15 protein-coding genes are annotated in these 23,687 nt (G+C 44.7%); 7 read left to right on the top strand and 8 right to left on the bottom strand.

From position 1 onward, the window contains the following. The first annotated feature begins 56 nt into the window (after positions 1 to 56). Positions 57 to 3,218 (top strand): GH92 family glycosyl hydrolase, encoded by a 3,162-nt coding sequence (locus AC1DXF_RS06485; protein ID WP_477447314.1) that lies wholly within the window; start codon positions 57 to 59, stop codon positions 3,216 to 3,218. Between the two features lie 475 nt (positions 3,219 to 3,693). On the opposite strand, the gene AC1DXF_RS06490 is transcribed toward AC1DXF_RS06485, so the two are convergent. The 4 genes from AC1DXF_RS06490 to AC1DXF_RS06505 all read right to left on the bottom strand — a co-directional run bounded on the left by AC1DXF_RS06490 (position 3,694) and on the right by AC1DXF_RS06505 (position 10,233). Next, the gene (locus AC1DXF_RS06490; protein ID WP_477447316.1) at positions 3,694 to 5,967 is read right to left on the bottom strand and encodes a GH92 family glycosyl hydrolase; all 2,274 of its coding nucleotides are present in this window, start codon (positions 5,965 to 5,967) and stop codon (positions 3,694 to 3,696) included. Positions 5,968 to 6,149: 182 nt separating this feature from the next. Next, positions 6,150 to 7,559, bottom strand: coding sequence for a sugar porter family MFS transporter (locus AC1DXF_RS06495; protein WP_477447318.1), 1,410 nt, complete (start codon positions 7,557 to 7,559; stop codon positions 6,150 to 6,152). 47 nt (positions 7,560 to 7,606) lie between these two features. Next, positions 7,607 to 9,418, bottom strand: a complete 1,812-nt coding sequence (locus AC1DXF_RS06500; protein WP_477447320.1) for a class I mannose-6-phosphate isomerase — start codon at positions 9,416 to 9,418, stop codon at positions 7,607 to 7,609. Positions 9,419 to 9,498: 80 nt separating this feature from the next. Then, positions 9,499 to 10,233 carry a GntR family transcriptional regulator gene (locus AC1DXF_RS06505; RefSeq protein ID WP_477447322.1) on the bottom strand — a complete coding sequence of 245 codons (735 nt, stop codon included), beginning with the start codon at positions 10,231 to 10,233 and terminating at the stop codon, positions 9,499 to 9,501. Positions 10,234 to 10,522: 289 nt separating this feature from the next. Here AC1DXF_RS06505 and AC1DXF_RS06510 point away from each other — a divergent pair, with 289 nt between their 5' ends. The 5 genes from AC1DXF_RS06510 (at position 10,523) to AC1DXF_RS06530 (ending at position 20,183) form a co-directional block, all read left to right on the top strand. Beyond that, on the top strand, positions 10,523 to 11,821 hold the full coding sequence (locus tag AC1DXF_RS06510; RefSeq protein WP_477447324.1) for a glucosidase family protein: 1,299 nt from the start codon (positions 10,523 to 10,525) through the stop codon (positions 11,819 to 11,821). Between the two features lie 789 nt (positions 11,822 to 12,610). Further along, entirely contained in the window at positions 12,611 to 15,757 is a 3,147-nt protein-coding gene (locus AC1DXF_RS06515) for a SusC/RagA family TonB-linked outer membrane protein (RefSeq protein WP_477447326.1), read from the top strand. Positions 15,758 to 15,779: 22 nt separating this feature from the next. Then, positions 15,780 to 17,723, top strand: coding sequence for a RagB/SusD family nutrient uptake outer membrane protein (locus AC1DXF_RS06520; protein WP_477447329.1), 1,944 nt, complete (start codon positions 15,780 to 15,782; stop codon positions 17,721 to 17,723). A 53-nt stretch (positions 17,724 to 17,776) separates the two neighbouring features. Then, positions 17,777 to 18,946, top strand: a complete 1,170-nt coding sequence (locus AC1DXF_RS06525; RefSeq protein ID WP_477447331.1) for a DUF5000 domain-containing lipoprotein — start codon at positions 17,777 to 17,779, stop codon at positions 18,944 to 18,946. 25 nt (positions 18,947 to 18,971) lie between these two features. After that, complete coding sequence (locus AC1DXF_RS06530) at positions 18,972 to 20,183, top strand: DUF4998 domain-containing protein (RefSeq protein ID WP_477447333.1); 1,212 nt, start codon at positions 18,972 to 18,974, stop codon at positions 20,181 to 20,183. 534 nt (positions 20,184 to 20,717) lie between these two features. On the opposite strand, the gene AC1DXF_RS06535 is transcribed toward AC1DXF_RS06530, so the two are convergent. The 3 genes from AC1DXF_RS06535 to AC1DXF_RS06545 form a co-directional block, all read right to left on the bottom strand. Beyond that, positions 20,718 to 21,245 carry a helix-turn-helix domain-containing protein gene (locus AC1DXF_RS06535; RefSeq protein WP_477447335.1) on the bottom strand — a complete coding sequence of 176 codons (528 nt, stop codon included), beginning with the start codon at positions 21,243 to 21,245 and terminating at the stop codon, positions 20,718 to 20,720. Positions 21,246 to 21,308: 63 nt separating this feature from the next. Then, positions 21,309 to 21,578: a hypothetical protein gene (locus AC1DXF_RS06540; RefSeq protein WP_477447337.1), complete on the bottom strand. Its 270-nt coding sequence runs from the start codon at positions 21,576 to 21,578 to the stop codon at positions 21,309 to 21,311. Between the two features lie 127 nt (positions 21,579 to 21,705). Next, the gene (locus AC1DXF_RS06545; RefSeq protein ID WP_477447339.1) at positions 21,706 to 22,419 is read right to left on the bottom strand and encodes an alpha/beta hydrolase; all 714 of its coding nucleotides are present in this window, start codon (positions 22,417 to 22,419) and stop codon (positions 21,706 to 21,708) included. Between the two features lie 218 nt (positions 22,420 to 22,637). Here AC1DXF_RS06545 and AC1DXF_RS06550 point away from each other — a divergent pair, with 218 nt between their 5' ends. Then, positions 22,638 to 22,808: a hypothetical protein gene (locus AC1DXF_RS06550; RefSeq protein ID WP_477447341.1), complete on the top strand. Its 171-nt coding sequence runs from the start codon at positions 22,638 to 22,640 to the stop codon at positions 22,806 to 22,808. A gap of 662 nt (positions 22,809 to 23,470) precedes the next feature. On the opposite strand, the gene AC1DXF_RS06555 is transcribed toward AC1DXF_RS06550, so the two are convergent. Then, on the bottom strand, positions 23,471 to 23,687 hold a 217-nt coding region (locus tag AC1DXF_RS06555; RefSeq protein WP_477447344.1), incomplete at its 5' end, for a transposase.

Here is a 23,687-nt window from a genome sequence, read left to right on the forward strand (position 1 = left end):
ATGTACAGTGAAGTTTTATTACAGCAATAATTTAATGCCAAATCAATCTTGAATATATGGTTATAACAGTTAACAGGAAAAGTGTGTTTTTAATGGTCGCCTTGTGCTTTACACTAAACCGGGTCTTCGCTCAACAGAAAGCTATCTGGGAAATAGGCAAGGCCGACCGTAGCAGTTCGGGGATGGCTTTGGCACCGGCAGCTTACGAACATTTTTTAGATCACGATTTTGGATGGGAAGACCGTTTTTTCCTGGTCGGTTTATCTAAACCCGAAACTGATTGGCCATATGTGTTACCCGGGCCAAATGATGCCTGGGGTGGCACGGGTGGTACTTCGGGCATCCACTCGCAGGTGCTGAATATTTTATTTGGTGTGAAAAGTTTGCCGGTTAACGGAGTTTATAGTTTTACCATAAACATGGTTGGCTATAATGCAGCCCTGCCGCCATTGGTAAAGGTGGTCATCAACGGCAAGTCGTTTGAAACCCTGCTTCCGAAAGGGAAAAACAATAAGGTTGTTGAAGGTGATCTTAATGAAGCCAATCCCTATATACTAACCATCCCCATAAAAAACGGGCTTTTGCACAAGGGCGGCAACGAAATACAAATTACCTCCATAGATGGCTCATGGTTGGTATTTGACCGGGTTAAACTGGATGGGCCAAAGGAATTGCAGCTAATTGTTCCAAACAGCATCTTTTTGCGCAGCGTTAAAGCCGCGGCGTATGAGATTGAAGATGGGAAAAAAAGATATCAGCCATTATTGGTTGATGCACAACACCTAAGTGGCAGGCCTAAGTTGCTGGTTAAGCTGGACGGGAAGATAATTTTTGCTGATAAACTCGATTCGGCAAGGTATGTGTTTGAAGCTCCTATGCCGGCTGTAGCAGTCGCAAAAAAAAGTAGCTACGAGGTTTTTTGCAACGATATTTTACTTGAAAAAGGGATAGTGCTGCGGCTGCCTAACAAACTACAAACGCCTGCAGATTATGTAGATACGCGCCTGGGTTCGGCGCATTCCAGGTGGATGATTGCGCCAGGGCCGTGGATGCCTTTTGGGATGGTTAAGCTGAGCCCCGATAACCAAAACGGGGGCTGGATGGGCGGGTACGACCCCACTTTTGAAAGTATAGGCACATTTAGCCACATTCATGAATGGACAATGGCGGGCCTGGGTATGATGCCCACCAGCGGCCCGCTGCAAACCCGTATTGGCGACGAGCGTAAACGCGATGGCGGTTACCGCTCACAGATTGATAAATCGAGCGAGGAAGCGCCTTTAGGATATTATAAAGTAATGCTGACCGATTACCACATTAAAGCCGAGCTTACTGCAACCACCCGGTGCGGCTTTGAGCGTTACACCTACCCCAAAGTTGAAAATGCGAGGGTAATGATCGACTTGAAAATTCCGGCGGAATATGGTTATAACCTGAAGGATGTTACGTTAAAAAAGGTTAGCGATACCCGGATAGAAGGATCAAGCAAGCAATTTACAAAGGATGCATGGTCGGGCGGGGTCGATCAAAACTATACAGTTTATTTTGTGATTGAGTTTGACCGCCCCATACGCAAATTTGGCACCTGGGTGAATAATAAAGTAGGGGATGGTGATATTGTTGGCGCTATTGCCCCTAAAAATGCAGGCGCTTATGTGGAGTTTGATACCCGCGAAAACCAGGTAGTACAAACCCGTAGCGGCATATCATTGGTAAGCCTTGATAATGCAGCGCAGAATTTATCGGAAGAAATTACCAAACCATATAACTGGAGTTTTGAGAAAGTACGGGAAGGCCAAAAGGAAACCTGGAATAAGCTATTGGGACGCCTGGAGATAAGCACCAACGATAGCCGCGAGAAAATGCGGTTTTATAGCAACATGTTCCGTGCCCTGGCCAGCCGCAATACCTGGAGCGATGTAAACGGGCAATGGATTGATGCCTCGAAAAGGCTGCAGCAATTGAAAGACCCTAAATCGCCGGCAATGGGTTGCGACGCGTTTTGGAATACCTTTTGGAACCTTAACCAGTTTTGGAACCTGGCAACGCCCGAATGGTCGTCAAACTGGGTAAAATCCCAACTGGCTATGTACGATGCTGATGGCTGGCTTGCAAAAGGCCCCGCCGGGATGAACTATGTTCCGGTGATGGTAGCCGAACATGAGATCCCGCTGATGGTTGGTGCCTACCAGATGGGTATCCGCGATTATGATTCAAAAAAGGTGCTTGAAGCTGTGGTAAAAATGCAAACCATACCGGCGCAAAAAGTAGGCAAGGCCGGCTTTGCGGGGAATGAAGACCTTGAAGCCTATTTAAAATACAAATACGTGCCCTATGATAAAGGCCGGTTTTCAAACACAATGGAGTATGCTTATGACGATTGGACAGTTTCGCAGCTGGCAAAATCATTAGGCTCGAATGATGTGTATGACACCTTTAAAACCAGGTCGGGCTATTGGAAAAATGCGATGGACACAACTATAGGCTATTCACGCATGAAAAATTCGGATGGTACCTGGTATCCCAATTTTGATCCTTTCCGGTCAGGCGCTAATGAACATTATGTAGAAGGAAATGCGTGGCAGCTTACATTTTTTGTACCGCAGGATGTTCCCGGCCTGATACAGAAGATAGGCCAGGATAAGTTTATCGACAGGTTAAGCTGGGGCTTTAAAGAAAGCTACAAGCTGAGGTTTAATGCGCCCGGCGATCAGTATTGGGACTACCCGGTGATACAGGGCAACCAGCAAAGCATGCAGTTTGCGTTCCTGTTTAACTGGGGCAAACATCCCTGGCTTACCCAAAAATGGAGCCGCTCGGTGGTCGATCGTTTCTACGGCTTTGGCGTAGCCAATGCCTACCTGGGCGATGAAGACCAGGGACAAATGAGTTCGTGGTTTATCATGAACGCATTAGGGCTTTTCCAAACAGATGGCGGCACCAGTGCACATCCGATATACGAAATAGGCAGCCCTATTTTCCCCAGGGTAACCATTCACCTTAATGGTGCATACGGCAGGGGGCAAAGCTTTACCATCGAGGCTAAAAATGTATCGAGGGATAATAAATATGTACAAAGCGCTACGCTTAACCGTAAGGCGTTACAATCCTTCTGGTTTCCGGCGTCAGAATTGTTAAAAGGAGGGGAGCTAAAGCTGGAAATGGGGCCTGAGCCTAATAAGGCATGGGGTATTAAGGATTTGCCGGCTGCTCAGTAGGTAATTATAGCTTTCCGTAATTCGTTTGGGAGACTAAACTTGCGAAGTTTTTAAAACTTCGCAAGTTTTTTTGGTTACCTGTAATGAGGAATCTGTTCTACGCCATCTATTCTACGATGCAAAGTTCGCGGGCGGATACTTGGTTCCTGCCTATGACATGTTTTCTTTTCGAGGTGTGTGGGGCTGTCACTCTGAACCTGTCGAAGAGGCCTTTGCCCGCTATGCTTCGACGGGGCTACCCATGACAAGTTGTAGAATCCCAGACTTACGAAGTTTTTAAAACTTCGTAAGTCTTTCGCCGGTTTGTCATTCCTCCTTCAGAATTTCGCGAAATTTTACTACTCAGCATGATAGTCTTTTATTTTTGAATGCCATTTCCCTTCAGGATTTCGCGAAATTTTACCACTCAAACATGACACTTTAAGGGATACCATTACCGGCAGATTCGCTGGATCTTACAGCCCAGGATTAAAGTTTAATTAGCCGTCGCGCTCATATACAACTCCAGCTTGCCGCCGTTTACAATATCTTTAAAGCTGATATGATTATCGTTTAAAGCTTTGCCGTTTAACTTTACCGTGCGGATGTAGATGTTTTTGGCCGAATTATTATATGCCTTAATCTCGAATGTTTTTCCCTTGAAATAGGATGGGTTCAAATTGATTTTTATATCGCTAAACAGGGGGCTGGTAATATCAATCCTTAAATCGGGTGATGTACCGCCATTCATTTCAAATAGCCCCATCGAGCTTAATACAAACCATGCACCCATCTGGCCTTCGTCTTCATCGCCATTCCAGCCGACATAGGGCGAGGCATCATAAAAAGTGTTCAGGATCTTCCTGGTGTAGTATTGGGTAAGCGATGGTTTGCCTGCATAATTGAACAGGAAAGCAGCCTGCATATTTACCTCGTTGCCCTGGTTAATATAATATTCGGCCGATTGCCCCATGGTACGGTCAAGCGCGTGCGCCGCAAATTTGTGTACCTCTGATTTTTGAAAGCCGATGGTTAACCGCTTTAAAAATTCATCCTTATGGATATAATTGATTAAACCTGGAACATCATGCGGCACATATAACGAATATTGCCAGGAGTTGCCCTCCACAAAATGACTAACAGAAAAAAGGTCAAAATCAGGGATAAATGAGCCATCTGCTTTCCTTGGCGTAACGTAGCGGCTTGCCGGGTTAAAAACGTTTTTCCAGCTTGCAGATCGCTTTAAAAAAAAGTTATAATCATCATCCTTATGCAGCAATTTGGCCATCTGGGCTACGCACCAATCATCATACGCATAATCTAATGCTTTTGAGGTGGCACCTTTTTCAACAGGTACAAAGCCAAATTTGGCATAATCAGTTATCTGCGGATTGCCCGGATTGCTTCCGCAGGTAGGACTGGGTTCAACCTCCATGGTCTTTTTCATGGCGCGGTATGCTGTCTCAGCATCTTTGGTTACTATGCCTTTTAAATACGCGCTGGTGATCAATGCCATTTCATGCGAGCCTTCCATGATGCCCGAGTACTCTACCCCGGCGGGGCCTTTGGATAGCCAGCCTGTTTTTTCATACATTTCCAGCTGCGTATCTACCAGTTGCTGCACCATATCGGGCGATGTTAGGGTCCACAGCAGGTTTAAATTCCAAAAGGTATTCCAGTAAGCATCGCCACCTATCATTGCGGTGCGCCCGGCCGGTAATTGTTGCACGTTTTCGCAGGCATCGGTATATTTTCCGTTGGCATCGCTCATGATCATCTTGGCAGTGAAACAGCGATAAAAATTGGTGTAAAACTTCTTCTTATCGGTTTCGCTGCCACCGTTTACCGCAATAGTCTTTAGGGTATTGTTCCAAATGGTTCTGTTATGCTTTACCAGGGCATCAAAATTCCAGTCGAAACCTTTTAATTCTGTTTTAAGATTGAGCCGGGCCTGGTCCATGTTAACAAACGAGATGCCGGTTCTTAGTATTACCTGTTCGGTTTTCGAGGTTGGGTAGGTAACGTATGCGCCCAGCTCGCCCGATCCTTTGATCTCTTTATTGCTTTTAACTGCCGATTGGTTTCCATATCCCTCAAAATCATGAAAAGGTTTGCTAAACTGCATCACAAAATACAAGGTATAGTCATTAAAGTTGGCCGATGCGGTTTTGGCATAACCCTGTACCTCTGAGTTGGATACTTTAGTAATAACAGCGTCTCTCAGGTCATAACCATACTCTGCCGGTATGTTAAGCTGGATCATGATCCGGTTCGAGCTGTCTTTGGCAAAAGTATAGCGCTGCACACCGGTACGCTCGGTTGCAGTCAGCTCCACCTTAACCTGCGGATCCATCAGGAAAACAGAGTAATACCCTGGCGAGGCCTTTTCATCCTCGTGCCTGAACCTGGAGTGATAACCCGCCCCGGCCCCTTTAAACGGCTCATCGGCCGCGCCTGGTGATGTGGACAGATCGCCGTTGGCGGGCATAGTCAACAGACCCGCCATTGTCCAGCCGTGTAAAAAGCTAAAGCCATGGATACTCCCTACGGCATACTCATAACCGCCCTGCCAAACCCCTCTTTGGTTATCGGGGCTAAGCTTTACCATACCGTTGGGCATCGTAGCGCCGGGGAACAGCATCCACCGGGAATTGGATGTCCCGATGAAGGGGTCAACGTAATCAACCGGCTGCTTTGTTTGCGCGCCGCCGCTTAAATAGGCGCATGAAATTGCCAGGAACAATACAGCGGTTTTGCGTATCCTTATCATATTGCTTTTTTATATATCGTTAAGAGCCTCACCTAAATCCTCTCCAAAGGAGAGACTTAAAAAAGAGGTAAATCAAGAACCCTTTCCAATGGAGGAGCCTCACCTAAATCCTCTCCAAGGGAGGGGACTTAAAAAACATGCAAATCAAGAACCCTCTCCTTTGGAGAGGGCAGGGTGAGGCTTTAATGCCCTGCCCAAATCTCCTGAACCTCTTCAAGCGACTTACCCTTGGTCTCCGGTACCATCTTATATACTACCCAGAATGATAACAGGCAGCAAGCCGAGAAAAACCAAAAGGTAGCTGCCGGCCCAACCGATCCTAAAAACATGGGGGTAAGCTGGCCTACAATAGTATCGGCAATCCACATCACCATTATACTTAATGCCAAAGCCCTGCCGCGTATTTTGGTAGGGAAAATTTCTGAAGCGATAACAAATTTAAGCGGCCCGATAGAGAATGCGAAGCAGGCCAGGAATAGTATAATGCTAATGACTAAAGAGATGCTGCTGGTTGCTCCTGCATAAAAACAAATTCCGGTAAATGCCAGGCACACCGTAGCACCCAACGAACCTGCAATGTATAATGGCCTGCGCCCCATTTTATCTACCTTCCAGATGGCTATAATGGTAAACAGGAAATTGGCTATGCCAAAAATGATTTGCCCAAGCAGTGCATTGGTAATGTTTATGCCCGCATCGCTTAAAATACGCGGCCCGTAATAAATGACTGCGTTAATACCGCTGAATTGAGAAAACAGGGGCAGCAGCAGGCCGATAAGTAAGGGCTTGCGCATGGCCGGCGAAAACACTTCTTTATATGATCCTTTCTCCTGGCTTTTGGTGTTTTGAATTAGCAAGGCATCTTTTTGCGCCGAAGCCATATTGGTGATTTTTGCCAAAATAGCTATCCCTTCATTATTTTTACCTTGTTGAATAAGCCAGCGCGGGCTTTCGGGTACAAAGCATAAGCCTGTAAAAAAAAGCAGGGCAGGCACTGTACCTAAACCCAACATGCCGCGCCAAACTTCCTTAACCAGTACCAGGTTTAAAATATCGCCCAGTCCGCTGCCTCTATAGCTTAAAGAAAAACTTAGTAAGCCCGCGTTGGTCAAATAGGCCACCAGTATCCCCGCGGTAATAGCCAGCTGGTAAAAGGTAACCAGGCGGCCCCTTACGTTTGCGGGGGCAATTTCTGAGATATATAAAGGCGCTACAATTGATGCCACCCCAACGCCCATACCACCAAGCATCCGTGCCAGTATAAGTAAGGTAAAACCCGATGATAACGCCGAACCAATTGCCGAAAGCAGGAATAATATGGCCGCTAACATCAGCATCTTTTTACGGCCTATCCGGTCGCTTAAATCGCCCGAGAACGATACGCCAATAATACAGCCAACTAATGCCGATGATACAAACCAGCCCTCTGTTGCAGTAGATAACGAGAACTGGCTTTTTACAAAAGGCAGCACGCCCGAAATTACGGCCATATCGAAACCGAAAAGTAAACCGCCCAATGTTGCTACCAAAGTAATGGCCACCAAAAATAGGGTAGACCTGCTTTGTACAGACTTTGAATTTTGCTGGTTCATGAAATGATAATTTAGGTAATGGTTTATTCTTTTTTGTTGATTGTTAACTAACAGCATTCATCCTTAACAAAGGCTTTTACCACTTTTGCCCTGCTGTTACCGATATTGGTCATGGTGTAGCTTAACGCATTGGCCGGTACAATAAATGTTTCGGCATAATGGATAACTTGCGTCAATCCATTGGTGGTAACTTTTATGCTTTCGCCTTCTACCAGGCTTAATACATGGCACTGGTTGTTGGTGTTTTCTTGAACAGCGGTATCAAACTCAAAACGTTCAATGGCGTAAAAATGCGCCGGATGCGTGGTAAGGTTAATTACCTGCCAATCTTTACCCTGTTTGGCTACTGTTTGTTTTGATATTAACGTGTCGGTAACCACATCGCCTTTTCTGTCGAAGTTCAGATTTTCAAATGCTCTGTCGATATTCAGTGTGCGCGGGTTTCCATTCAGATCCGGGCGAAGCCAATCGTACATTTTAAAGGTGAAAATATAGGGCGTGGCGCTTATTTCAAGCACCATATTGTTTTTGCCAGAGCAATGTACCGTACCATTTGGAATCAAAAACAGGTCATGCTTTTTTGCCGGGAACGTTTGCACATAGTCCTTTATCTCAACAGGCTGATTGTTTTGAAAACTATCTTCCAGTACAGCTTTAAATTCCTGTCTGTCAATATTATCCTGGAAACCCAGGTACACTTCGGCATCCGGTTCGGCATCAAGAATGTAATAGGTTTCGTCCTGCGTAAAATCTTCGCCAAAATTGGCCTTGGTATAAGCTACCGTGGGGTGGCATTGCAGCGAAAGGTTTCCGCCATCAAAAGTATCCAGGAAATCAAACCTGATGGGGAAGGCATCACCGAACCTGGCTGCCGCTTTACCTAAAATAGCCTGGTTGTTGTATAAAAACAGGGTATCTAACGATACTTCCAGCATATGGTCATCATATTGCAGTATAATGCCGTTTTCGGGTGCTATCAACTCAAACGACCAGGCATAGTTTACCACTTCGTCGTTTAAACCATTAATGTTATCTTTTATCCAGCGGCCACCCCATACACCGGGTTCAAACCATGGCCGGGCCCTGAACATGTGCCCCGATAGTTGTTTTAGTGCATTCCTCAATGTATCTCCGGTTGCCCAGCTGATATCATCAATTCTTTGCTCGTCAACAATTATATCAACAACGGGCAGTAATTGCTTTTTATGTTTATTAAGTACCGGCCAGTCAACAAAATAAAAACGTTTATATTGTATTTTAGAGTCTGCGGGTTGATGATCGCCAAGGTTGCAGATCTTGTCTGCCCTCGACCTGAATTGGATTTCGTTTTTAGGAACATCCAGGTAAATAAGGGGTGCCTGCCAGCCGCTGAGTGCCGCGCCGCAGCCGTAAATAATGTTCAGGCAGTTGCCTGCCGGCTTTAATTCGCCCAGCACGTCGCTGTCAAAAAAGTCTGCCAGGGTACCTTCGTAAATCTTCCCAAACAAAGGGTCGTCGCCGCCCATAAATGGTTCTATTGTGGCATGTATAACCAATTCAGGTTTAAGGGCCTCATTAATGTTTATCCAGTTTACGCTTGCTCCCTTATCAACAAGCTCGGCATTAAGGTGTTGTATAAAAATATCCCAGTACACGCCCGAATAGCCGTCAATAATGATGTTTTGTTGCTGCGCTATAATCCAGCTTGCCAGCTTTTCAAATCCGTTAAAAATGGGCCCGTCAATCTTAAATGTGGGGTAGATATCGTATTCAGTATTTTGGGCCGATTGCTTTTCAGCCGGAATAAGGAACTGGCTGGTCGACCTCAGTTCTTGAATATCTGGTTTGACGTCATTTTTTAAAACGGGACCTTTGCTCATACAATCGTTATATGTTATAATGTGCAAACATATTAGATTTCATTTAAAATCCAAACAAGTAATCAATATTTAGTTTCGGCCTAACTTGTCCTTCGGCTTTCTACTGTATACTCAAAACTTTCGGCTTTGTAGTAACCCAGGTTATACTCCATTGGCCGGTCGCCCTGGTCAAATACAAAACGCTTCCTGAAAAGTACCGGGCTGCCAATATCTATCTCCAGTTTGCCGGCAATAAATTTATCGGCTGCCTTGGCGCTAATTTCTTCTTTCGATAGGTCGGCAACTACAGAATGCTCATTTTCAAGCATTTCGTATAATGGTTTTTTAAAATCCTCATCGCCGGTAAGGCCAATCCTGGGGTGAAAATAGGACACAAAATAAACAAAAGCTTCGTCGGCATTTCCTCTTAAGCGTTCCAGTTTCAGTATCTTTTTTTCGGTTTTTATATCAAAAAAGTTGGCTATATAATCGTCGGGGTACACCCAGCTCACATGCAGTTCGTAATTTTTAATTACAATACCGCGTGCCTGCATTTCCTGGGTAAAACTCAGCCAGTTCATTGCTTTTGAGCTCATTTTGGGCTGAGCCACTTTTGTTCCCAGCTTTTTCTTCCTGATCAGGAGTTCTTCATAAACCAATTTATTAATAGCCTGGCGCAAGGTGGTCCTGGAGATGGCCAGCTTTTTTGCCAAATCTACTTCGTTGGGTAAAAGCTTACCTGCCTGGTACTCAGGGTCTTTTATCAGTTCTCTCAGCAGGTTCTCGGCCTGTATATGAAGCGGAACGCTGCTTTTATGATCTATTGAAAATTTCATGTTGGTATTTATCCAGGTTTATGAACAGTATAGTGCAAATTAAATAATTTGTCAATTAACGGCCACTGTTTTATTAATATGTTTATCCCTTATGTGTTAAATGAAGCATTCGGCTCTTCTTACAGGAATTGTCTAAAACTTAAAGATAGCTTTATATTTTCTGCAAATAAAACGCATAATAAATTTGGATTGAATTTTAATGTTTTTATGTTTGTACATATTATTAATATCAGGTGATTTACCCGTCGTTATATCCTAAAACAGCTTTCATTTATAAAATAAACTCTGCATGAAAATACTTTTGCCTTTTTTTATTACGCTTTCTACGCTTACCGGCGTATCTGCCAACGGCCAAACAACAGGTAAGGCGGTGCTTGCCAAAACTATCATGGCCGATGAACGGTTAGATACTATCCAGGCAAGGGCTTTAAAATTACTTTCGGGCTTTTCTGCAGGCACATCCTACAACGAGGTTTGGATCCGCGATTTTAATACTTTTATTAAGGGATCGCTTCAGGTGCATCCTAAGGATGAGGTTAAAACAAAGATACTGCTATTTTTTAAGATTCAGGGTGAGGATGGTAATATAGTTGATGGTGTGGTAGATAGTGCCAAAGCAAACGTGGGCTACAAATACCGCTACTCGCCTTTATTGCGTGGCTGGGCGGCCCATAAAAATACTGTGGAGACAGACCAGGAATCATCGCTGGTGCAGGCCGTTAAAAAATATATTGATGTTACCGGCGATAAAACCATTTTAAATGAAATTATTGGAGGCAAAACAGTATTGCAGCGTATGGAGGATGCTTTTATATACCTGCAGAAAGACCGCTGGTCGGCAAAGTATGGCCTGGTAACCGGGGCTACCACCATTGATTGGGGAGATGTGCAGGCCGATGGCGGCTGGGGTGTGGCTATAAACGATAAAACCAAATGGGCCATTGATATATATGATAATGCCATGTTTGTGATGGCCCTGCACAATTTTGTGGCCATGCAGCCAAAAGGCTATAAAGCCAAACAAAACTGGGCACATGTAGCGGCTAATGTTACCAAAAATGTGCGTAAATACCTGTGGGATAACCATGAGCAGAAGTATATCCCGCACCTATACCTTAATGGCAGCCCCTTTGCGCCCGATTTTAATGAAAAAAAGATCTTGTATTTAGGCGGATCGATATGCGCTATACAGGCTGGTTTTAATACCCCGGCCGAGGTTAAAGAAATAAACCGCCAGATGGTGGCTGCGGCGGCTAAAGAAAAGCATGCAACTATTGGCATTACCGTTTACCCGCCATACCCAACAGAGCGCTTCCCGAACATGCATTCCTATGATTATCAGAATGGCGGCGACTGGACATGGTTTGGCGGCCGCATGATAGCTCCCTTACTATCATACGGTTACGCCAAGGATGCTTATGCCGAGTTATCGCCAATGCTGGATAGGGTTATTGCCAACAAAGGCTTTTTTGAGTGGTACGATGTACGAACCGGCGCCCCAAAAGGTTCAGGCGATTTCAGGGGCGAGGCTGGGGTGCTTTACGATGCTATTACAGTTTTAAAACAGTGGGCTGCCAGGAATAAATAAGAAGCGGTCTGACAATAGAAAAAGACCGTCATCACTTCGTACTTACCCATGAAGTATTGGAATTTACGAAGACATCTGATTGAACGCTGGCTAAGACTCACCCGGTCGAGGCTACGCCCGACCACCCTCTCTTCACCTGCGGTGGAAAGAGGGTTTTTTATTGTAATTTTTTGTTAATCAGCTATTTATTGAAGAGCGGTTTCAAAACCCTCTTTGCGGCTTCAGCCGGAGAGAGGGTCGGCCAGCGCAGCGTAGCCGGGGTGAGTCTTCGTCGCCATGCGATATATCATTGCCCCTTTCATAGTTTCGTGAAATTTATCATTCACAATGATGCGCGATTAAACAGGCCGCCTTTGCGGCCGGTTTTGCGTTATGCCTTTTTGCCCCCCTCAAATGCAAAAACTTATCAATTATGTGCAATTTTTAAGCAGTTAACTCTAATTTTTGGCTAAAAAAAGTACAAGAAAATTCAAAAAAACCACAAAAAATTACAACCCTCTTTTTTTGTGACTTTAATGCCGTTTTCTCCACTTCATCAACTCATTTTGAAGATATCTTTTTAAAATATTTTATAATGTATCAACATTTAATAAATATGTTCGAATGTTTGTTATTTAAATCGATATTATTAGAGCCTAAATCATTAAAATACAGGTTAAAATTACATTTTAAGCGCTCATTCACAACTTATTTAAATTTTATAGCGAAAAATTTTGTTTTTGTTATTTTAATATGTAATTATGTACATACAAATACCAAATTATAGTTCAACCTTTACACAAACCCATCATGAATGAAAGAATTTTTACCTATTTGAAGGTGAAGTACCTTTGTTGCTTACTGTTTTTATTGATCCTGGGGAAGGTATCCCTGGCGCAAACGGCATTTACCGTTAGTGGTAAGGTAACTGACAACAAAGGGCTGGTAATGCCCGGCGTAAGTGTTGCCATAAAACATACCAAAAGCGGTACCATTACCACAGTTAGCGGCGATTATACCATTAAGGTACCCAAAGCCACCGATACCCTTGTATTTTCTTTTTTAGGCTATGCCAAACAGGAGGTAGCCATTAACCAGCGCCACACTATTGATGTGGTACTGCTTGATGATAAAAACGATCTGAACGAGGTTGTGGTAGTAGCCTACGGTATCCAGAAAAAGGAAAGTATGGTAAGCTCCATCACTACCATTAACCCCAAAGAGATAAAAGGGCCAACCAGTAACTTAACTACTATGCTTGCCGGCCGCATTGCCGGTTTAATATCGTACCAGCGCAGCGGCGAACCGGGTGCCGATAACGCATCGTTCTTCATCAGGGGGATAACCTCATTTGGTTCGGGTAAAATCGATCCGCTGATACTGATTGATGGTATGGAATCAACCACCAACACGCTGGCCCGCCTTCAGCCGGATGATATTGCCGGGTTTTCTATCCTGAAGGATGCTGCAGCTTCATCGCTATACGGTGCGCGAGGCGCCAATGGCGTTATACTGGTTACCACCAAATCGGGCAAAGTGGGTGATACCAAAATGAATGTGCGGTTTGAAAATTCGACCTCGTCAAACACCCGGAATTTTGCGCTCGCCGATAATATCACCTATATGAAATTATCAAACGAAGCGGCCCTAACCAGGAACCCGCTTTCACCGTTACCCTATACCCAAAACAAAATAGACCATACCATGGCCGGAGATAATCCGCTGCTTTACCCGAGTAACGACTGGATTGGCTCGTTAATTAAAAATTACACCAACAACCAAAGGCTTAACTTAAACATAAGCGGCGGTGTTAACCGCGCCCAATATTATATATCGGCGTCGGCCAATAGGGATAATGGTGTGTTAAAGGCGCAAACCGGCAACAATTTCAACAACAATGTAAGCCTTAAAAGCTACGAGATCCGGTCGAACGTAAACGTAAAACTTACCTCATCTACCGAGGCTATTGTGCGTACATCCGGCGATTTTGACGATTATAACGGCCCTATAGGCGGTGGCGGCGCAGTTTTCGGCAGCGCGTTAAATGCCAACCCGGTGTTGTTCCCTGCAACATTCCCTGCATCTGATTTGCCTTTGGTTAAACACCCCTTATTTGGTAACGCGCCAAGAGGATCAAACGGCGATGTTTACGATAACCCTTTTGCCGATATGGTATCAGGTTTTCAGCAGTACAGCACATCAACCCTGAATGTACAGCTTGAAATTAAACAGGACCTGAAATTTATTACCGAAGGCCTGTCGGCAAGGGCCATGGCTTATACCCAGCGCTACGCTTACTTTAACCTGAGCAGGCAATATACGCCGTTTTATTACGCAGCCAGCGCTTCGGCTACCGACCCTAAGGGTTATACCTTATCGTTACTAAACGAAAAATCGGCTACTGAATACCTTAACTACAACCAGGGCAATAAAATAGTAAACAGTACCAACTATGCCGAGGTTGCCCTAAACTATAACCGCACTTTTAATAAATTGCATAATGTAAGCGGCCTGCTCATAGGTATACAGCGTAACTATGTTACCGGTAATGCCGGCGATTTGCAATCGTCGCTCCCTTTTCGTAACCAGGGCGTTAGCGGCAGGCTAACCTACGGGTATGATAACCGTTACCTGTTTGAAACCAACTTTGGTTACAACGGATCGGAGCGTTTTGCACGCAATAACCGTTTTGGTTTTTTCCCGTCGGTAGGTGTTGCCTGGAACGTTAATAACGAAAAGTTTTTTGAGCCCTTAGTCCACACCATCACCAAGTTAAAGTTCCGCGCCACCTACGGTTTGGTGGGTAACGACCAGATTGGCAGCGTTAACGACAGGTTTTTTTACCTATCCAACGTAAACCTTAACGACGGTAATTTCGGGTCGTACTTTGGCGAAAACTATGCCTATAACCGCTCGGGCGTTTCTATATCCAGGTATGCCAATGACGGTATCACCTGGGAAAAATCGAAGAAAACCAATATTGGGATGGATTTGGGTTTGTTTGATGCCCTAAACATTACAGTAGATGCCTATCATGAACGCCGCAGCAATATTTTAATGCAGCGCGCCTACATACCAACTACCATGGGCCTTACAGCCCCGGTAAGCGCCAACGTAGGCGTAGCCGAAGGCAAGGGTATTGATGTGGCTATGGACTATAATAAAAACTTTGGCAGCGCCTGGCTGCAAATGCGGGGCACATTTACTTATGCAGCCAGTAAGCTGCTGGTAAATGAAGAGCCTGCGTACCCTGCCAATGAACAATACCTGTCGCGCGTGGGGCAATCATTGGGCGAAGTGTACGGCCTTGTTGCCGAACGTTTGTTTGTTGATGACGAAGATGTAAAAAACTCGCCCAAACAAAACTTCGGCGAGGTTAGGGGAGGCGATATCAAATACCGCGATTTAAACAGCGACGGGCAAATAACCGCCCTTGATATGATTAACGGCCTTGGTTACCCAACCACGCCCGAAATTATTTACGGCTTCGGCTTCTCATTCGGCTATAAAAACTTCGATATCAGTACATTTTTCCAGGGATCGGCCCGGTCGTCCTTTTTTATCGACCCTGCGGCTATTTCTCCCTTTGTGGCCAATGGCGCTTACCAGCATGGTTTGCTTAATGTAGTTGCCAATGATCACTGGTCTGAAGATAACCGGAACTTATATGCTTTTTGGCCAAGGCTTGGTTTAACACAAAATACCAATAACAACCAGCCATCCAACTGGTGGATGCGCAACGGGGCTTTCCTGCGTATGAAAACTGCCGAATTGGGGTATAGTATTAAAGATAAAACCTTAAAAAGGTTCCATATATCGGGCTTAAGGATTTATGCCAACGGTACCAACCTGTTCCTTATCAGCGGCTTTAAGCTTTGGGATCCTGAGCAAGGTAGTAACGGGCTTGGTTACCCGGTTCAAAAAGTGTTTAACGTGGGGATAAATGTTCAACTGTAAATCCTGCTAAAATTTAATCGAGATGAAATTGTTAACTATATACACCCGATATTCAGGCCTTTTAGGTCGGAAATCTATGGGCCTTGCCTTGCTGCTGCTAATAGCGGCAGGTATGCCGTCCTGTAAAAAAAGTTACCTTGATGTAGTGCCCGATAACGTGGCAACCATTGATAATGCCTTTGCCAACCGCAACGAGGCCGAAAAATATTTGTTTACCCTGTACTCGTACCTGCCGCAGGAAGGGCATCCCGATAAAAACCCTGCCTTCAGCGGTGGCGATGAAGCCTGGACCTATTGGCCCATGACAGAGGATTTCTTTTACCTTGACCCCTATAACATTGCCCGCGGTAACCAAAACCGGGCCGACCCTTACATGAACTACTGGGATGGCTATGATGGCAAATCGTTATGGCAGGGGATAAGGGCCTGTAATACCTTTTTAGATAATTTGGATAAAGTAACCGATTTGCAACCCTACGTTAAAGTGCGCTGGGTAGCCGAGGCCAAATTTTTAAAAGCATATTTTCATTGGTACCTGTTCAGGATGTATGGGCCTATACCTATCATGGATAAAAATATAGCCATAACCGCGGCGCCCGAAGATGTTAAAGTGTACCGCCAGCCGGCCGATTCGGTAGTGAACTACATTGCCCGGCTGCTTGATGATGCCGCCGCGGGCGATGATAACACCGGCTTACCAAGCGTAATTACCAGTGCATCAACCGAGCTTGGCCGGGTTACCAAGGTAGCGGCGCTTTCCATTAAAGCCCGTGTACTGGTTACCGGTGCAAGCCCATTGTTTAACGGCAATAATGATTTTGCAGGCTTAAAGGCCAATAATGGCAAACTGCTTTTTAACCCGCAGTATGATGCCACCAAATGGGCAAGGGCCGCTGCCGCCTGTAAAGTTGCCATTGATGCTGCTGCCGCAGCGGGGTTAAAGCTGTATTATTTTACGCCGGGCATTACCGCTGTTGATGATGTAACCAAGGTTGAAATGAACATCCGCAATTCGGTTTGCGAAAAGTGGAATAGCGAACTGATATGGGGATTAACATCAAGCGGCAACCCAACCTTCTGGTTACAGGAGTTTGCCATCCCGCAGCTTGATCCTAACAACATCAACCTTGATTTAAAAGGCAAGCTGGCGCCGCCGCTAAAAATGGCCGAACTGTTTTATACCAAAAACGGCGTACCTATTGAAGAAGATAAAACCTGGGATTACGCCAACCGCTTTAAACTGCGCACCACTACAAGCACCGATGCCGGTATGCAAAACGGTTACCAAACCGTGGGGCTGCATTTTGACAGGGAGCGCCGCTTTTATGCCGATATGGCTTTTGATGGCTCAACCTGGTTTATGAAAAACGGCACCTATAACGTGCAGAGTAAACTGGAGCAATACTCGGGTAAAAAGCAAAGCCGCCTATATTCTATTACCGGTTACTACACCAAAAAAATAGTGAATTGGAACCTGGTATTCTCATCTACCAATGTAACGCTCGAATCGTACCCATGGCCGGTAATGCGCCTGAGCGATTTGTACCTGTTATATGCCGAAACGTTGAATGAATCGGGTAATTCGGCCGCTGCTTTGCCTTATTTAAACCAGGTAAGGGCAAGGGCAGGTTTAAAATCGGTAGAGAGCTCATGGACCAGTTTTTCAACCAATCCGGCCAAGTATACCAGTATTACCGGCCTGCGCGACATCATCCGCCAGGAGCGTGGTATCGAGATGGCATTTGAAGGCAGCCGCTTTTGGGACCTTCGCCGCTGGAAAACCGCGCCGCAGGTGTTAAGCGCACCAATTTATGGCTGGGATATTTTGCAAAGCAGCTATGAAGATTATAACCGCAGGGTGCTGCTGTACAGCCCCCGGTTTGTTGCCCCGCGCGATTATTTCTGGCCAATTAAAGAATATAATTTGCAGGTTAATCCAAACCTGGTTCAAAACTCGGGGTGGTAATTGAAATGCAAATGATGTCGGAAAAAAATTATATCCATCTAAAATATAAGATAATGAAAAAGATATTATTAATGTGCTTTGTGAGTTTGGCCATATTGGCCATTAACTCCTGTAAGCAGGATAAGCTTGAGCCTGTTACCAAAGATGGGGTTGCGCCGGGGCCGGTAACCGGCGTAAGCGTCGAAAACCTTCACGGCTCGGCAAAAATAAGCTATGCCCTGCCTAATGATGCCGATTTGCTATACATCAGGGCCGTGTACACTACCAAACAGGGCGCCGTGCGCGAAACCAAGGTGAGCCGTTATAACAGTAACTTAACGGTAGTTGGCTTTGGCGATACCAACGCCTACCAGGTTACCTTGTATGCTGTTGATAAAAGCGAGAATGTATCGGCGCCAACCGTTGTAACGGTGCACCCTTTAACGCCCTCGGTAAAGCTTGTGCGCGATAGCCTGGTGGTATCGCCCGATTTTGGGGGCATCAACGTAAAATTTGTAAACGCTACCGAAGAGAGCCTGGCTATTGTTGTGCTTTCTAACGATTCGCTTAAACAATTTGTGCCCATCAACACCGATTATACCAGCCTTAAACAAGGCGATTTTTCAACCCGCGGCCTTCCGGCAACCCCTACCAAATTTGGCATTTTTGTGCGCGACAGGTGGGGCAACCTTTCAGATACCTTGATGGTAACAGTAACCCCATTGTTTGAGCAATTGCTCGACCGTACAAAAATGAAGGGCATAGTTTTACCTACCGATGCACCGCTTGGCTACGGCGGCAACATAGCGGGCCTTTTTGATGGCAACGTAAATGATGGTTTTTATCATACGGGCGATGCATCGCGGATGCCGCAGCAATTTACTTTTGATATGGGGGTAACTGCCAAACTAAGCCGCCTGGTGTGGTTTATGCGCCCAGGTTTCTTTTTTACCCTGCACAACCCGAGGGTGATAGAAATATGGGGTTCAAATAACCCTAACCCCGATGGTAGTTATGACAGCAGCTGGACGTTGCTGGTTTCGCATACGCAAATCAAACCGTCAGGCTTGCCCGAAGGGCAGCTTTCGCAGGCTGATATAGATGCGGCGCTTGCGGGCGAAACTGTAACCTTCCCACTCAATACACCCAAAGTACGTTACATCAGGTTCAGGACCTTGAAAAATTGGTCAAACGGGTCGTATGTTAATTTTTATGAACTGATGATGTACGGGGATGCCCATTAATTAACTATTTAAAGAGACGAGTTTTATGAAGACGATAAAATATTTTGCCCTCCTGTATGTGCTTGGCCTTATTGCCGGGTTAAGCTCCTGCACAAAAACAACGGGCGATGCTTACAAAAAATATGAAAAGGGCGGAGAGATCACTTACCCGGGCCGGGCAGATACCATGCTGGTACAGGCAGGGTACAACCGTGTACAGTTAGCTGTAGTTTTGGGCAACGATCCGCTGGTTACCAAAATCAGGGTATACTGGAATAACCAGGTCGACTCTACCGACGTACCCGTAACGCATTCGGGCGGCAAGGATACCGTTAAGGTGATTGTCCCTAACCTTACCGAAGGCAACTATAATTTTACGGTATACACGTTTGATAGCCAAAACCATAAATCGGTGGTTATTAACGGATCGGGTATAGTTTATGGCCCAAGCTATCTTACATCGTTAACCAACAGAACGCTAAAATCGTTAACCGAAAGTGCCGATGGCAATAAAATAGAACTGGGCTGGGGTGAACCTGCCGGCGGAGAGTTAGGGGTGGAAATTAACTACACCGGGCAAAACGGCGCGGCCCGCAAAATAGTGATATCACCAACCGAAACCAGTACCGAACTACCCGATTATAAAGAAAGCACGCAGCTTACCTACAAATCATTATACAAGCCCGATTCAACCGCGTTTGAAACGTTTTCGCCCCCCGCGTCAACAGTAACTTTGCCAAAATTTGAAAGGCAGCTTGATAAATCAAAATTCGCCCTGGTTACCTTACCAACCGATGTAAAAGATGGCGGTTACGGCTGGCTGCAAAGCTACCTGTGGGACGAAAATTATAGCCCGCCGGGCTTTGCAACCCAATCCATTATCCCGTGCTGGTTTACGTTTGATAGTGGCGCATCGGCATCCATCAGCCGCTTTAAGGTTTGGCAGGCCAATGACAGGCTGTATGACCTGGAGAGCGTGAAAACCTTTGAGCTGTACGGCAGTAACAGTCCATCTTCAGATGGCAGTTTTTCCAGCTGGACAAAAATAGGCTCCTATACTTCGGTAAAACCATCGGGCTTACCACCCGGGCAAAACACAGCCGCCGATATAGCTTTTGCATTGGCCGGCGAAGAATTTACCGTGGCCGATGGCACACCCAAATTCAGGTATTACAGGTTTAAATTACTCACCAACTGGGGCGGAGGCAATTTTATGACGATGGAAGAAATTGCGTTTTATACGCATGACCGTTTGTAGTTTGATACAATGTACCAACGAGTAAACAAATAGCCATTCAGCATTCGCCGGGTGGCTATTTGCTTGTAAAATCCATCTGTACTTTTGCCGAACACCCACGAGTCGACTGGTTCTGGATACAGAACGACGCTTTACCCGACACACATTTTTTTGAATATTGCTTGTATCCGAAGCCCTGTAATTTGAAAAAAATAAAAATTCTGACGTGATTAAATGAGCGGGCAATTATAAATCCAAATCGGCTATTAAATGGATAAACCAATAGTACTGAACACTCTTCGCCAATTTCCCTTCTTTTCCTAAAAGCGCGAATTTAAGCACTAAAGGTGGTCATTTTGAAATTGGCTAAACGGGGTCAATCAGGTGTCGTTTATCCATAATAGTCACCGGAACCAGCAGATCCGTCAAAATAAATCAACTTTAATGTTTGCTTTTTCATGATTTTGTCGTTGAGGTTTTTTGTTTGGATCAACGATACAAAGTTGCGGTGAAAAGCGACCGGAGATCATAGGCACAATTCCCCGTTAGTTGTGATTATTTCCCTTCTTTGGGATCTTTTGGCGAATTTCTGAAGTCCGATGGCGATAGGCCGGCATTTTTTTTGAAGAAGTTGGAGAAGTAGGGCACATCTTCAAACCCGAGTTCGAAGGTAATGTGCTTTACCGACCTATCGGTATAGGACAAAAGCCGCTTAGCCTCGACCGTGATCCTTTCCTGGATCATCTGCGATGGGGGCTTCTGATTGAAAATGGCAAAAAGGTTGGATAAGGTTTTAGGGGACTTGCAAAGCGCATCGGCATAAAAACTAACGGAGTGCTCTGTTTTGAAATTAGCTTCGACCAGCAGGTTGAATTTTCTAATGATATGAAACCTTTCGTCCTGCAATTTTTTGACCGGTACATAACCGGATTTTGCCAGCCGGGTCACATAAATGATCAGGCGTTTGAGCAGTACCAGCAGCATTTCATTCTGGATATTGTCTGAGGTTTGAAATTCGTCGATGAAAACATCTGACAGCAATTTTAGCTTTTGTTGTGCAGAATCATTTAATTGAACGAACATATGATCGGTACTGCTGAACAGGAAGCCCACGCAGCTTACTTCGCTGTCATGATCGATGATACATTAAAATTCCCGGTTAAACTGCCAGGCAATGATGCCTGCAGAATTTTCAAAGCTGAAAGTTTGGTTAAACAAAAGGGTCAGCAGGGAATTGGCCGGGAAATCATATTTGGTGCCGTCAATGGTAACGGTCTGGCATTCTCCGGCGTTCCATGCAATGGTAAAATACTTATTGAACCTGTCTCTGGTAAAAAACAGGCGGTCAAAACCCGCTTCTTCTTTAAATAGCAGCAATTCGCCGCCGGTATTTTCCTCTCTTAGTGTAAGTTTCATGGTTGATCAAACAAACATCTAAAGTACTAAAGAAGCGTCAAAACACAAAGTTCAAACATGCTGTAAATGCACAGGCCCCATTTACCGGTTACAGCAAATGGGGCCTGTGGGCGAAATACTATGCTTGTTACCGGGCTGATGCTGCTTGTGCAGCTTCAACAATGACACCTGCAACGATCTCGGGCTGCGACATGAAGATCACGTGACTGCCTTTAACTTCGGTTACCTTGGTGTTCGACCGGCTATACATATTTCTTTGTATGTCCGGGTTAATGCTTTTATCTTCAGTAGCTATCAGGCCATAAGCAGGTTTGTGTCTCCAGGCTGCATCGGTGATGGGGCTTACAAAGCCTTTGGCATAAAAAGCACCCTGAGACGCATACATAAACGCTGCTTCGTCAGCATCGATATCCGCACAAAAACCTGCATGATATTTATCTTTGTCATAGTATACAATTCCTTTGTCATCCGGAGGAAGCACGCCGTTCTCAGGCGCAGGGGGAGCAGTTTGTAACCATTGCAAAGCAGATTCGCCATTGTCCGGCTGAAATGCGGCGATATAAACCAGGGCGGCGACATTTGGGTGATTACCGGCTTCGGTGATCACCGCGCCACCCCATGAGTGCCCAGCAAGGATAGCCGGACCACCGATCCTATCCAGGGCAACGTGTGTTGCCAAAACATCATCTTCCAATGAGGTTAGCGGGTTTTGTACAACCGATACGTTATACCCTTTTTTAGTTAATTCGTTGTAAAGCGCTTTAAATCCAGAGCCATCGGCGAATGCGCCATGTACCAATACTACATTTTTTACTGTTTGAGATTTTGCTTGAGTTTCCATTTTTTTAAGTTTTAAAGTTTTTTGTTTTTGTTGACGATACAAAGATGGGGTGAATACCTGCCCCGGGCTATTAGCGGAATTCCCGATTAGTTGTGATTATTTCCCTTTCTTAAATTTTAAGATGCTTTTACCGTGAAATTGTCAAGGATTGCATAGTTAATGTCAAGTCAAGGAAGCAGGATAACCGGAATTTTGTATCAACAAAATGATATAAGACCATGAAAAAAACTATGCTGATCACCGGCGCATCTTCCGAAATTGGGGGGGGGAATACCAAACTGTTCCTGCAAAAAGGACGGAATATTATGAACAGGATGATTCAATTCGGTATGGAAAAAACAAAAAAGGTCTTAAATTTTACATTTAAGACCTATAAACTAAAACTATAATATTTCGTTTGTTTAAAACGTATTGTAGTTTTATGACTTCAGACACCCTTATAGGGCTATAAGGTTATTTTTCAGAAAAAAACTTAAAATTCTATATTGTAAATATTTCTGTATTTGTGGGATGATTTCAATCCACCGCCTACTATGAGTTATAGGCTATCCTAAATCATAGGCCAATATGCTATGTATACTCATTAACATAGCTATATATTTTGCAGCCGTGCTTTTGTGCATATTGGGGAATTTGTAAATCGCTACCTTATCGTAGAAAAGTTGGGCCCGTTCTATTTTTACTATGAGTTCATTAAAGCTTTTTTTGTACTGAGCGGGGATGCAAGTGTCATTTTTAAAAAATATTATATTATGAGCTTGGCTGGCCAGTCTGATATTCGCATCTTCCTTGTGTATATGGATAGCGTGCAAACTATACGACAATTTTTCTAATAGATAAACAGCGCTCATTATTTATTCAGGCCAAGAATTTTTTCTTTGTGTGATTTCGATTTCTTCTGCTCTTTGTCTAAGTATCGGAATAATATCCCTATCGTACACAAAACGTTGATTTGGAGTTAAAGATTCATAACCAAAATCAACAGCTCGTAGAGCTATGCCGTGTGCAGGCGTTTTATTGGATCAGTCCGAAAAGTTGGGGGATAAAAAAGTCAGGCATATATTTTAGCAAGTCTGAATAGGAAGAAAGCAGTATCTCTAACGCCTCTTAAAGTGGCTCTAAAAGCTTTGACCTTAGCATTGAAAGATTCTGCCGAAGCGTTAGTACTTCTGTTATCGAAGAAGTTTAAGATAGATTCATAATGAGTTTGAACAGACCTTGCTACGGTTCTAAAAGCATCAATTCCWGCCTCTTCTACGTTGTTATAC

It is taken from the genome of Mucilaginibacter sp. P2_A5 (genome assembly GCF_056404995.1).